This is a genomic window from Streptomyces sp. Q2, from assembly GCF_056820935.1.
Window position 1 is genome coordinate 1 of the sequence record NZ_JBXEJE010000043.1, and the last position, 12135, is coordinate 12135.

Genomic DNA, 12135 nt, shown 5'->3' on the forward strand with positions numbered 1-12135 from the left:
CACGGCCGCGGCGTGCGGCGTGCGTTGCACCGGCGGCGCGGGCCGCAACGGGCCAGGCCGCCCGGGGCGCGGGTGCGCCGCGGGGCGGGGGCCGGGTACAGGACGAGGGGTCGGCGCGGTACGGCCGCTGGCCGGAGTGGCGCGGGGACCCTGGGCACTCTCGTGAATCTGAGGCTCCTCGGGAATGAGAGGCATGAGCTGATATTTATCAAACATTGGTACGGCTCGCGTCGCCGGGTGGCACATCAGTGCGAGCGGATCCGTCAGAAATCGAAGCCGAGCTGACCCTCGATCCTTGGAACGCTTCCCTCCGCCCAGCTGCGGGCCTTCTTGAGGTGCCGCCACTGGGGCAGCGCATCAAGATACGCCCACGACAACCGGTGGTACGGGGTGGGGCCCCGCTCCTCCAGTGCGGCCTTGTGCACGGGCGAGGGATACCCGGCGTTGGCCGCAAAATCGAAGTCTGCATGGTCGATACCCAGTTCGGCCATCATTTTGTCGCGCTGAACCTTGGCGATCACAGAGGCCGCCGCGACAGCCACGCACGACTGGTCACCCTTGATCACCGTGCGGACCTTCCAAGGCATGCCGAGGTAGTCGTGCTTCCCGTCGAGGATCACCGCGTCGGGACGGACCGGCAGGGCATCCAGGGCACGCACCGCCGCGAGCCGCAGAGCGGCCGTCATGCCCATCTGGTCGATCTCCTCCGGAGAGGCGTGTCCCAGTGCGTACGACGTGACCCACTTCTCCAGCTCCTGGGCCAGCCCAGTGCGCCTCTTGACGCTGAGCAGCTTGGAGTCGGTGAGGCCTTCGGGGGGCCGGCGCAGTCCGGTGATCGCCGCGCAGACGGTGACGGGACCGGCCCAGGCGCCGCGCCCCACCTCGTCGACACCGGCAATGACCTTCGCTCCGGTCGTGGCGCGCAGGGAGCGCTCGACGGTGTGAGTGGGCGGTTCGTACGGCATGGCGCCCTTAGCGTACGCCGCCCGGATCACCTTCCGACACCCCGGTTGCGCAGAACGGCTTCACGGGCTCGCGGGGCCCTCGTCACCCGCTGGTCGTCCGCAGCAGTGGGAGCATCAACTGGTCGATCATTTCTTCCAGATCCCGATCGTTCCATTCGCTCGAGCACACCTTGGAGCGGTACATCATCATGGCCGGGATGGCATCGAAGACGTAGCCGTTCATCGCATCGGCCCGCACCTCATTTCGCTCCACCCCACGAGCGATGATCTCGCGCAGCATTCGCAGGGTCGGCTCCACGACCCCTCCGAAGATCACGCCATGGAAACGCTCCGCTTGTGCGGGGTCGCATTCGTGAATCACCGCCCTGAGCGCGAAGCCGGGCCGCGAGAACATCGCGTCGCGCGCCCGCCGACACAAGGTGAGCAGGTCATCGCGCACGCTGCCCAGATCGGGTGCCTCTTCCACAGCCGGGAGTCCTGCCTGGAGTGCGTCCGCGACAAGGTCCTCCTTCGACGGCCAACGGCGATAGACCGCGGCCTTCCCGGTCTGGGCGCCGGCGGCGACGCCCTCCATCGTGAGGCCTTTCCAGCCGACCGTACTGAGCTGATCCAGGGCTGCGTCGAGGATCGCGCGTTCGAGTACGGGGCCACGCCGGCGAAGGGAAGCCGTCTGAGCGGGGGCGGCCGACCAGCGCGAGGTAACCATCTGAGCGTCTCCAACAGGCGGGGGAAGCGGGGATTCCGGGAGCGGGGACAGTGCCGCGCGACGACAGCGGGGGACGCGCCACGCGACGACAAGCTGAGTGAACGGTTGCGTTCACTACTCGGGACTCACTACCGTTGACGCGGCAGTGAACGCGATCGTTCACTAGAGCACTTGTGGGGGACCCATAGTGACAACCTCTCAGTTGATTAAGGATCAGAAACCAGGTGCGGCCCGTCGGGAGGGACATCCCGGTATCGCGCTCACGGTCATCGCGGCCTGCCAGCTCATGGTGGTACTCGACGCGACGATTGTGAACATCGCGCTCCCGCACATTCAAGACGCACTCAAGTTCAGTACGACCGACCTCACCTGGGTCGTCAGTTCCTACACGCTGACCTTCGGCGGCCTGCTGCTCCTGGGCGGCCGGGCCGGCGACATCCTGGGCCGTCGCCGGGTCTTCATGACCGGGATCCTGCTGTTCACCTTCGCCTCGCTGCTCGGCGGCCTTGCCCAGGAGCCCTGGCAGTTGCTGGCCGCACGTGTCCTGCAAGGAGTGGGAGGCGCGATCGCCTCGCCCACCTCGCTGGCGCTCATCACCACGACGTTCCCCGAAGGGCCGGAACGGAACCGGGCCTTCGGTGTCTTCGCCGCGGTCTCCGCGGGCGGCGGTGCCATCGGCCTGCTCGCCGGAGGCATGCTCACGGAGTGGCTCGACTGGCGTTGGGTGCTCTTCGTGAACGTCCCGATCGGCGTCCTGATCGCCGTGCTCACCCCGCTGTACATCAGCGAGTCGGAGCGGCACACCGGGCGCTTCGACGTCTCGGGCGCTCTGACCTCCACGGCGGGCATGGCTCTGCTCGTCTACGGCTTCATCCGCGCGGCGGACGAGGGGTGGCGGGACAGCCTGTCCATAGGCTCCTTCGGTGCCGCCGTGGTCCTGCTGGTGGCCTTCGCGGTCATCGAATCCCGGGCGAAGGAACCGATCACGCCGCTCAGGATGTTCACCGACCGCAACCGCTCGGGCACGTACGTGATCATGCTGAGCCTCGCCGCGGCGATGTTCGGAATGTTCTTCTACATCGTGCTCTTCGTGCAGAACGTGCTGGGGTACAGCCCGATCAAGGCCGGACTCGCCTTCCTGCCGGTAACGGTCGTGATCGCGCTGGGGGCGGGACTGTCCCAGCGGTTCCTGCCGGCGCTGGGGCCCAAACCCTTCATGATCGTGGGCTCCGCGCTCGCGGCGATCGGGCTGGGCTGGCAGGCCCTCATCAGCTCCGACAGCTCTTACGTAGGCGGCGTCCTCGGACCGATGCTGGTGTTCGGCTTCGGTATGGGTCTGAACTTCGTGACGCTGACGCTCACCGCGGTCTCCGGTGTCGCCCAGCACGAGGCGGGCGCGGCGTCCGGACTGCTCAACGCCACTCAGCAGGTGGGTGGTTCGCTCGGCCTGTCCATCCTGACCACGGTGTTCGGCTCGGCCAGCAAGAGCGAGGCGGAGAAGCAGCTGCCGAAGTTCCTCGCCGAAGGTTCGGCGGAGCAGAAGGCGGACTTCGGTCGGACGCACCAGTTGCCTGCCCCGTGGGGACACGAGGTGCTCGCCCAGGGCATCTCGACAGGCTTCATCGCGGCCACGGCGATGGCCGTACTCGCCCTGGTCACCGCCTGGTTGGTGATCAAGGTCCGTAAGAGCGACCTGGACGCTCTCGCCGGCACGGCGGGTCCGGGTATCGGCTGAGCCGACCGGTCGCGTGCGACGCTGCGGATGGTCGGTCGTAGTCCGGGAGCCCGACGGCGAGGACCTCGGGCCGGCCATTCGCCCGCTGAACGCGCGAGCCAGCACAGCCAGCAGCATCACCGAACCTCGTACGAAACGCATGATCACCCCCTGCGGCGTTGCCGTGTCATGTCTCTGCGCTCAGCCCATGCATCCACGCGGATACCAAAAGAACGCTCGAGCGGTCACGCAGAGTTCCCAACACGCACACAGAGAGTTACGGCGCTTCCTTGGGTCACGCCCTCCCCGATGAACAGTTCGGCGGGGAAGAGCCGCAGGCAGAGGGTCCCGTCAACCAGTGGTGGGGACCCAGTCGGGCAAGGCCTCCGTCTGCTCGGCCCACGCGGCCGGCGGCGCTCCCGCTTTGCCGGAGGCGATCACTCCGCCCACGATGGCGCAGGTCGTGTCCACGTCGCCGCCGACCTGCGCGGTCGTCCAGAACGCCTGCTCGTAGTTCCCCAGGCCTCTGGCCGCCGACCAGATCGCGAAGGGCACGGTGTCGTGGGCCGTCGTACGCCGCCCGCAGCCGAGCACGGCCGCGACGGTGCCGGCATCGGCGTAATCCAGCATGTCCCGGGCTCGTCGTAGGCCCGCGCCGACAGCGCTCTTCGGCACGAGTGCCACGACCCCGTCGAGGAGCGCCTCAGAGCTGGGCGGACCGCCGGGAGCGGCAGCCAGGGCGGCGGCCGCGGCGACGGCCATGGCGCCGACAACGGCCTCACGGTGCTGGTGCGTGGGGTACGAGGAGATCTCCGCCTGGTGGGTCGCCTGCTCCGGATCGTCCGCGTACCAGGCACCCAGGGGTGCGATCCGCATCGCGGCACCGTTGCCCCATGACCCCTGACCGTTGAAGAGCGCCGAGGCGAGTTCCCGCCAGTCACCGCCTTCCCGGACCAGCCGCAGCAGACGGTTGACCGCCGGGCCGTAGCCGCGGTCGAAGTCGTGGTGCTCGGCGAAGGAGAGGGCCAGGGCGTCCTGGTCGATGCGGTGGTGGGCGGCCAGGACGGCGACCACTGAGCAGGTCATCTCCGTGTCGTCCGTCCACTGCCAAGGACCTGGCGGCAGCTCGCGGTCCTTGAGCAGCGGGTAATTCACCGGCACGAAGAACTGCGAGCCCAGCGCGTCCCCCACCGCCAGTCCGCGCAGGCTGGCCAGGGCACGCTCCAGGCGCCCATCGGGAGCGGAGTCAGTGGTCATCGCCCTGCCACCCTATCCGGTGATCCCGTACGGCTCAGGATCCCGCCAGCTTTCGAAGGGCCGGTCCATCGCGTACTTGCCGTCGTCCCCGAGAACGAGCATCCGCATCTCGGCGTTCCCGGGATTCGACAGCGACTCGAACTCCGCGACCGTCCAGTGGAACCAGCGCATGCAGAACAGCCGCATGGCAAGGCCGTGGGTGACCAGCAGCACGTTCGGCGGGTGGTCGGGAGCCTCGAAACTGCGGTACAGGCTCTCCAGGAAGCCGCCGACCCGGTCGTACACGTCGGCGCCGGACTCGCCCTGGGCGAAGCGGTAGAAGAAGTGGCCGTAGGCGTCCCGGTAAGCCTTCTGCAGGCGGACGTCGTCGCGGTCCTGCCAGTTCCCCCAGTCCTGCTCCCGCAGCCGCGGTTCCTCGCGCACCCGTATGAGTTCGGGGTCGAGATGGAAGGCACGCAGCGTCTCGTGCGTACGACGGTACGGGGAGACGTACACGCTGACGCGCTCGCGGCCGAAGACCTCGCGCAGCCGTTTTCCAGTCTCCTCTGCCTGCTGCCAGCCCTGCTCGGTCAGAGCAAGGGCGTGATCGGGTTCACGCTCGTAGACGGTGTCATCAACATTGCCCGTTGACTCGCCGTGCCGGACAAGGACGATGCGCCGTGGTCGTGCCATGCCAAAACCCTAGATCGGGTGAGGCTCCATAGAGCACTCGTACGGCCTCCATACGGCGTAGGTCACACACTTTCCGCACCAAGGACCACTGCCGGACGCACGAGCAACAGGTCCGGACGTCACACTGTCCAAGTCGGTTCGAGTTGCACGATGTCGCCCGTAAGGGATGCGACGTCCGCTTCCGTCTGGGCCCGCAGGGCGAGGCGCTCCACGCGCTCGGTTCGGTACTTGCCGTGTTCGGCGGCCGACAGCCACATCGACAGCACCAGGAACTCGTTCCCCGGCGCCTCGCCGAACAGTCCGCGGATCATCCCGGGGGAACCAGCCATCGCGGGGTTCCAGACCTTCTCCTGCATCAGGGTGAAGTGCTCGGCGCGCTCCTCGTGGACACGGCAGTGGGCGACCCGTACCAGGTCCGCGTCCGAGAACCTCGGTTCGAAGCCGGTCTTCACGTCGAAGCGGTAGTCGAACAGTTTGACCTGGCTGTCCTTGAAGGTGCCCGACTGCGTCGCCGCCAGCCGGTCGTGCGACCGGGCCATGAAGGAGTCGTAGAAGGCGCGGCTCTCCCAGAAGGCGAAGATGTGCGCCACGCCCTGCCGCCCCCGGCTCCAGCCACCACCCTGCCCCCGAAACCCCGGCTCCCCCAGAAGCCCCGCCCACTTTCGCTGCCCCCGCTCGAAACCGCGGCGGTCCACCACGGTGCAGCGAATCCACTTGACCAGCACCGCGCCATCGTAAGGCCACGGAGCGTGGCGTCGGTCACTCTCGGGCGGAGAGCTCGCCCGCGAACGCGTGGTCACGCGTGGCAGGATGGACAACCTGCCTTGACCGCCCGGCAGTTCGGGCGGCGCCACAGGGGGAAGGGGAAACCTGGTGAACGGCCTCAAGAAGGGCATCCGCAAGGTCGAGATCGCCGTCAAGTGGGACCCGAGTCCGGCGGGCCTGCCACCCAGCGATCTGGACGTCGTCGCCGCCACGTACCTGGCGAGCGATCCGTACGGGGATCCCGCCTATGTCGTGCACTTCGACAGCCGCTCCCCCGACGGCACCATCTACCTCAACCGCGACAGCAAAGACGGCAAGGGCTTCGGTTGGGACGAGGTCATGACGCTGGAGCTGGACCGGCTGGATGCCCGCTACGCCCGCGTGGTGGTGGGCGTCGTCATACAACAGCGCTCCGAGCACACGACCTTCGTCAACGTGATCAACCCGGCGCTCCGCATCCGTGAGGGCTACACCGTCCTGGCCGAGGACAACTTCGGCGACGTCCTCGGGGCGACGGCGGCGACAGTCGCGGAGTTCGTGCGGGAGGGGTCCGGCACCTGGGACTTCCAGCCCGGCGTCCACGGCTACGAGGACGACCCTGCGACGTTCACGGCGACGATGGGCCGAGCGCGCCGGCTCTGACCCTCGACCGGGGAGCGCTTCCGGGACGGCAAGTCCGGGGCGTCTCGCTCGCCGAGGGACGTACGACTCCACACAGACACCGAGGGCGGGGGGGGGGCGGNGACGATGGGCCGAGCGCGCCGGCTCTGACCCTCGACCGGGGAGCGCTTCCGGGACGGCAAGTCCGGGGCGTCTCGCTCGCCGAGGGACGTACGACTCCACACAGACACCGAGGGCGGTGGCGCCGAGAAACCGGCGCCACCGCCCTGACGGTAGGTTCACACCCTGAGGGTGCCGATCATCAGCTGCAACCGCTGGTCGAGCCGCAGCCCTCGCAGATGTAGCAGGAACCCGCCCGCTGCATCTTGGTACCGCAGGAGAAGCACAGCGGAGCGTCGGCCTGGATGCCCAGCTGCATCTCCACCAGCTCGGCACTGGTGTGGGCCTGCTGCGGGGCGGGCTTGACCGCCTCGACCTCGGCCTTCGTCGTGGCGACGGCCTTCAGCTCCTGGGCACGCGGTGCCGACTGGGCCAGGCCCTCGACGTCGACCTCGTCGTCGGACGGCTCGTACGAACCCGTCTCCAGGTGACGCTGGCGCTCCTCGGCGGAGTGGATACCGAGCGCGGAGCGCGTCTCGAAGGGCAGGAAGTCGAGCGCCAGGCGGCGGAAGATGTAGTCGACGATCGACTGCGCCATCCGCACGTCCGGGTCGTCCGTCATACCGGCCGGCTCGAAGCGCATGTTCGTGAACTTCGAGACGTACGTCTCCAGCGGCACGCCGTACTGGAGGCCGACGGAGACGGCGATCGAGAAGGCGTCCATCATGCCCGCGAGGGTCGAACCCTGCTTCGACATCTTCAGGAAGACCTCGCCCAGGCCGTCGTCCGGGTAGGAGTTGGCCGTCATGTAACCCTCGGCGCCGCCGACCGTGAAGGACGTCGTGATACCGGGACGGCCCTTGGGAAGGCGCTTGCGGACCGGGCGGTATTCGACGACCTTCTCGACCGCGGCGCGGATGGTCTCCTCGGCCTTCTCCGTGACCTCGACCTTTTCCTTCTCCTTGGTCTTGGCGGAGAGGGGCTGGCCGACCTTGCAGTTGTCGCGGTAGATGGCGAGCGCCTTGACGCCCATCTTCCAGGCCTCGAAGTAGACCTCTTCGACGTCCTCGACAGTCGCCGTTTCCGGCAGGTTGACCGTCTTGGACAGCGCGCCGGAGATCCACGGCTGGATCGCGGCCATCATGCGGACGTGACCCATCGCGGAGATGGAGCGCTCACCCATGGCGCAGTCGAACACCTCGTAGTGCTCGGACTTGAGGCCCGGTGCGTCGATCACATTGCCGTGGTCGGCGATGTGGGCGACGATCGCCTCGATCTGCTCCTCCTGGTAGCCCATGCGGCGCAGGGCCTGCGGAACAGTGCCGTTGACGATCTGCATCGAGCCGCCGCCGACCAGCTTCTTGAACTTGACCAGCGCGAGGTCGGGCTCAAGGCCGGTGGTGTCGCAGGACATCGCGAGACCGATGGTGCCGGTCGGGGCGATGACGGACGCCTGGGAGTTACGGAAACCGTTCTTCTCACCGAGGCGCAGCACGTCCTGCCAGGCCTCCGTGGCGGCGGCCCAGATCGGCGAGTCCAGGTCGTCCATGCGGACGGCCTCGGTGTTGGCGTCGGAGTGCTGCTTCATGACGCGCAGGTGCGGCTGGGCGTTGCGGGCGTAGCCGTCGTACGGGCCGACGACCGCGGCGAGTTCGGCAGAACGCTTGTACGACGTGCCGGTCATCAGGGAGGTGATGGAGCCGGCGAGGGCCCGGCCGCCGTCGGAGTCGTACGCGTGGCCGGTCGCCATCAGCAGCGCGCCGAGGTTGGCGTAGCCGATGCCGAGCTGGCGGAACGCCCGCGTGTTCTCGCCGATCTTCTGGGTCGGGAAGTCCGCGAAGCAGATGGAGATGTCCATCGCGGTGATGACGAGCTCGACGACCTTCGCGAAACGCTCGACCTCGAAGGACTGGTGGCCAAGGCCGTCGTCCTTGAGGAACTTCATCAGGTTCAGCGAGGCGAGGTTGCAGGACGTGTTGTCCAGGTGCATGTACTCGCTGCACGGGTTCGAGCCGTTGATGCGACCCGACTCCGGGCACGTGTGCCAGGCGTTGATGGTGTCGTCGTACTGGATGCCGGGGTCGGCACAGGCCCAGGCCGCCTCGGCCATCTTGCGGAAGAGCGACTTGGCGTCAACCTCTTCGATGACCTCGCCGGTCATCCGCGCGCGGAGGCCGAACTTGCCGCCCTGCTCGACCGCGTTCATGAACTCGTCGTTCACACGGACCGAGTTGTTGGCGTTCTGGTACTGCACCGACGTGATGTCGTCGCCGCCCAGGTCCATGTCGAAGCCCGCGTCACGCAGGGCGCGGATCTTCTCCTCTTCCTTGACCTTGGTCTCGATGAAGCCCTCGATGTCGGGGTGGTCGACGTCGAGGATGACCATCTTGGCGGCGCGGCGGGTGGCGCCACCGGACTTGATCGTTCCTGCGGAGGCGTCGGCGCCACGCATGAAGGAGACGGGCCCGGAGGCGTTGCCACCGGAGGACAGCAGCTCCTTGGAGGAGCGGATGCGGGAGAGGTTCAGGCCGGCACCGGAGCCGCCCTTGAAGATCATGCCCTCTTCCTTGTACCAGTCGAGGATCGACTCCATGGAGTCGTCGACGGACAGGATGAAGCAGGCGGAGACCTGCTGGGGCTGGGGCGTACCGACGTTGAACCAGACGGGGCTGTTGAAGCTGAAGATCTGGTGCAGAAGGGCGTACGCCAGCTCGTGCTCGAAGATCTCCGCGTCGGCGGGCGAGGCGAAGTACTTGTAGTCCTCGCCGGCCTTCCGGTACGTCTTCACGATGCGGTCGATGAGCTGCTTGAGGCTCACCTCGCGCTGCGGGGTGCCGACGGCACCTCGGAAGTACTTGCTGGTGACGATGTTGACCGCGTTCACCGACCAGAAGTCGGGGAACTCGACGCCACGCTGCTCGAAGTTGACCGAGCCGTCGCGCCAGTTGGTCATGACGACGTCACGACGCTCCCAGGCCACCTCGTCGTACGGATGCACGCCGGGGGTGGTGTGGATGCGCTCGATACGCAGCCCCTTGATCGCCTTGGTGCCCTTGGCGCGGGAACTCCGTGCCGGACCGCTCGCCGTCTCTGTCATGCCGCCTCCCTGTACAGGCAAAAACGCCCTGAAATGCCACGATGTTCCCGTGGCACTGTGTTGTGTCTGGTGTCGCGGGCACCCACGTGCATACCGCCCGCAACAAGTCGTCGTCCGACGCCGCCCGGCCGGACCGGTCTTGGCCCGGTTCCGGCCCGCCGGTCAGTCGGCGGCGTGGGCGGGTTCGGGGACCTGAGCAGTCCCTCCGGACCCGCGGTCGTCTTCCTGGCTCCCCGTGACAGCCCCTTCGCGGTCGTCGTCGTCCGCGGTGGGGGGTCCCGTCTGGTGCCTGAGTTCCGCGATCGCGGCCTCGAAGTCCTCGAGCGAGTCGAACGCCCGGTAGACGGAGGCGAATCGCAGATAGGCGACGAGATCGAGTTCCTGCAACGGGCCGAGTATGGCCAGCCCCACGTCGTGGGTGGTCAGCTCGGCGCTTCCGGTGGCCCGCACCGCTTCCTCGACCCGTTGGCCGAGCTGGGCGAGCGCGTCCTCGGTGACAGGCCGTCCCTGACATGCCTTGCGGACGCCATTGATGACCTTGGTACGGCTGAAGGGCTCGGTGACTCCGGACCGCTTCACCACCATGAGCGAGCACGTCTCCACGGTCGTGAAACGACGGGAGCAGTCAGGGCACTGGCGGCGCCTGCGGATCGACGTACCGTCGTCGGTGGTTCGGCTGTCGACGACACGGCTGTCGGGGTGCCGGCAGAAGGGGCAGTGCATGAACTCCCAACCCTCCTCACAGCAGACTCAATAGCCTCAAGCGACCTCTTGGGTCCCTTTGGCCCCTCGAAGCAGCCCCCAGCATAGGCGATCGCCGAGGGCTCAAAGACCCGGGGGACCACAACTTCTGGGCTGCTGCTGCAATCCAACCACTACATGTGGGGATTGGCCCATACATACACGCCGTACACGCGCGTCGCGGGCGTATTGGCATGTGCCCCATGCCCGTACCGCCACACCAACACACGGGCCGCACGGCCGTACCGCTGCGGCACATGCGGAGATACCGTGGGCGCCACAGGGAGGGCACGTGGGGTTCCCGCACAGATGGGGGCCGGTTCCCGGCCGCCGGGAAGGCTGATGGCAGACTGGCCCGGCACTCACGCGGTCGCCATCCCGGCGGTGAAGAGTACAACAATGGGCGCTTTTGTCTCCCAGGCGTCGCGTCATCCATACACCCAGGCATGTGATCGAGACAGGCTATTCGCGTTTTTTCACTCGAACGTGTGTTTGGCGCAACCTTTCGAAAGCAACTACCGTTGTCCAGCAGGGAGACCATCGAGAGGGGCCGACGTGACCACCACCGCAGACAGTGCCACCATCACTGCCCAGGACCGCTCCCAGGGCCGACTCGAGCCGGTGCATGCGATGAACGAAGCCATGAATCCCGAGGGGCACAAGCGCTCCCTGCCGGGTCGACCTCCGGGCATCCGGGCGGACAGCTCCGGACTCACCGACCGGCAGCGGCGGGTGATCGAGGTCATCCGGGACTCAGTGCAGCGGCGTGGCTACCCGCCGTCCATGCGGGAGATCGGGCAGGCGGTCGGCCTGTCCAGCACGTCGTCCGTCGCGCACCAGCTCATGGCGCTGGAGCGCAAGGGCTTCCTGCGCCGTGACCCGCACCGCCCGCGCGCGTACGAGGTGCGCGGTTCCGACCAGACCTCATCGGCGCAGCCCACGGACACCGCGGGAAAGCCCGCCGCGTCGTACGTCCCGCTGGTCGGCCGCATCGCCGCAGGCGGCCCGATCCTCGCCGAAGAGTCCGTCGAGGACGTGTTCCCTCTTCCCCGCCAGCTGGTCGGCGATGGTGAGCTCTTCGTCCTGAAGGTCGTCGGCGACTCCATGATCGAAGCCGCGATCTGTGACGGCGACTGGGTCACGGTCCGCCGTCAGCCTGTCGCCGAGAACGGCGACATCGTCGCCGCGATGCTCGACGGCGAGGCGACCGTCAAGCGCTTCAAGCGCGAGGACGGCCATGTCTGGCTCCTCCCGCACAACTCGGCGTACGAGCCGATCCCGGGCGACGACGCGACCATCCTCGGCAAGGTGGTGGCAGTGCTGCGGCGCGTGTGACGGCTGCGGCGGGCGGCTCGTACACACGGCCGCCCCTCTGACCGGGCCCCGGGACCCCTGCGCCGGTTCCGGGGCCCTGTGCTGTGCGGTCCCCGGGCACAAGGGGATGCGGATGAGGGCGTTCGGATGGGAGATTCCGATGGGGGTGGGGGGGGGGCGCCCG

General features: G+C 67.7%; 10 protein-coding genes and 1 pseudogene. 3 read left to right on the forward strand and 8 right to left on the reverse strand.

From position 1 onward, the window contains the following. The 3 genes and pseudogenes from ACWBNA_RS37305 to ACWBNA_RS37315 form a co-directional block, all read right to left on the reverse strand. Positions 1-195, reverse strand: a pseudogene (locus tag ACWBNA_RS37305) (hypothetical protein); the annotation flags it as partial. Positions 196-263: 68 nt separating this feature from the next. Beyond that, the gene (locus ACWBNA_RS37310; RefSeq protein WP_482708980.1) at positions 264-965 is read right to left on the reverse strand and encodes a ribonuclease HII; all 702 of its coding nucleotides are present in this window, start codon (positions 963-965) and stop codon (positions 264-266) included. A gap of 82 nt (positions 966-1047) precedes the next feature. After that, entirely contained in the window at positions 1048-1671 is a 624-nt protein-coding gene (locus ACWBNA_RS37315; protein ID WP_482708981.1) for a TetR/AcrR family transcriptional regulator, read from the reverse strand. Positions 1672-1858: 187 nt separating this feature from the next. Between ACWBNA_RS37315 and ACWBNA_RS37320 the strand changes: the two genes are divergently transcribed. Further along, complete coding sequence (locus ACWBNA_RS37320; protein WP_482708982.1) at positions 1859-3406, forward strand: MFS transporter; 1548 nt, start codon at positions 1859-1861, stop codon at positions 3404-3406. Positions 3407-3736: 330 nt separating this feature from the next. Here ACWBNA_RS37320 and ACWBNA_RS37325 read toward each other — a convergent pair whose 3' ends face one another. The 3 genes from ACWBNA_RS37325 to ACWBNA_RS37335 form a co-directional block, all read right to left on the reverse strand. After that, positions 3737-4642, reverse strand: coding sequence for an ADP-ribosylglycohydrolase family protein (locus tag ACWBNA_RS37325; protein WP_482708983.1), 906 nt, complete (start codon positions 4640-4642; stop codon positions 3737-3739). A 12-nt stretch (positions 4643-4654) separates the two neighbouring features. After that, positions 4655-5314 carry a histidine phosphatase family protein gene (locus tag ACWBNA_RS37330; RefSeq protein ID WP_482708984.1) on the reverse strand — a complete coding sequence of 220 codons (660 nt, stop codon included), beginning with the start codon at positions 5312-5314 and terminating at the stop codon, positions 4655-4657. A 119-nt stretch (positions 5315-5433) separates the two neighbouring features. Further along, entirely contained in the window at positions 5434-6039 is a 606-nt protein-coding gene (locus ACWBNA_RS37335; protein WP_482708985.1) for a YdbC family protein, read from the reverse strand. Between the two features lie 148 nt (positions 6040-6187). Here ACWBNA_RS37335 and ACWBNA_RS37340 point away from each other — a divergent pair, with 148 nt between their 5' ends. After that, the gene (locus ACWBNA_RS37340; RefSeq protein WP_482708986.1) at positions 6188-6721 is read left to right on the forward strand and encodes a TerD family protein; all 534 of its coding nucleotides are present in this window, start codon (positions 6188-6190) and stop codon (positions 6719-6721) included. A 280-nt stretch (positions 6722-7001) separates the two neighbouring features. Here ACWBNA_RS37340 and ACWBNA_RS37345 read toward each other — a convergent pair whose 3' ends face one another. Both ACWBNA_RS37345 and nrdR read right to left on the reverse strand, forming a co-directional pair. Next, positions 7002-9896, reverse strand: a complete 2895-nt coding sequence (locus ACWBNA_RS37345; RefSeq protein ID WP_482708987.1) for a vitamin B12-dependent ribonucleotide reductase — start codon at positions 9894-9896, stop codon at positions 7002-7004. Between the two features lie 162 nt (positions 9897-10058). Beyond that, the gene (gene nrdR, locus ACWBNA_RS37350; protein WP_482708988.1) at positions 10059-10619 is read right to left on the reverse strand and encodes a transcriptional regulator NrdR; all 561 of its coding nucleotides are present in this window, start codon (positions 10617-10619) and stop codon (positions 10059-10061) included. A gap of 573 nt (positions 10620-11192) precedes the next feature. Here nrdR and lexA point away from each other — a divergent pair. Further along, the gene (gene lexA, locus ACWBNA_RS37355) at positions 11193-11972 is read left to right on the forward strand and encodes a transcriptional repressor LexA (RefSeq protein ID WP_383866444.1); all 780 of its coding nucleotides are present in this window, start codon (positions 11193-11195) and stop codon (positions 11970-11972) included. The last annotated feature ends 163 nt before the right edge of the window (positions 11973-12135 follow it).

Bases quoted from the DNA above. Each gene is read 5' to 3' on its own strand.
- ACWBNA_RS37310 (WP_482708980.1), bottom strand. From the start codon at position 965: ATGCCGTACGAACCGCCCACTCACACCGTCGAGCGCTCCCTGCGCGCC.
- ACWBNA_RS37315 (WP_482708981.1), bottom strand. From the start codon at position 1,671: ATGGTTACCTCGCGCTGGTCGGCCGCCCCCGCTCAGACGGCTTCCCTT.
- ACWBNA_RS37325 (WP_482708983.1), bottom strand. From the start codon at position 4,642: ATGACCACTGACTCCGCTCCCGATGGGCGCCTGGAGCGTGCCCTGGCC.
- ACWBNA_RS37330 (WP_482708984.1), bottom strand. From the start codon at position 5,314: ATGGCACGACCACGGCGCATCGTCCTTGTCCGGCACGGCGAGTCAACG.
- ACWBNA_RS37345 (WP_482708987.1), bottom strand. From the start codon at position 9,896: ATGACAGAGACGGCGAGCGGTCCGGCACGGAGTTCCCGCGCCAAGGGC.
- nrdR (WP_482708988.1), bottom strand. From the start codon at position 10,619: ATGCACTGCCCCTTCTGCCGGCACCCCGACAGCCGTGTCGTCGACAGC.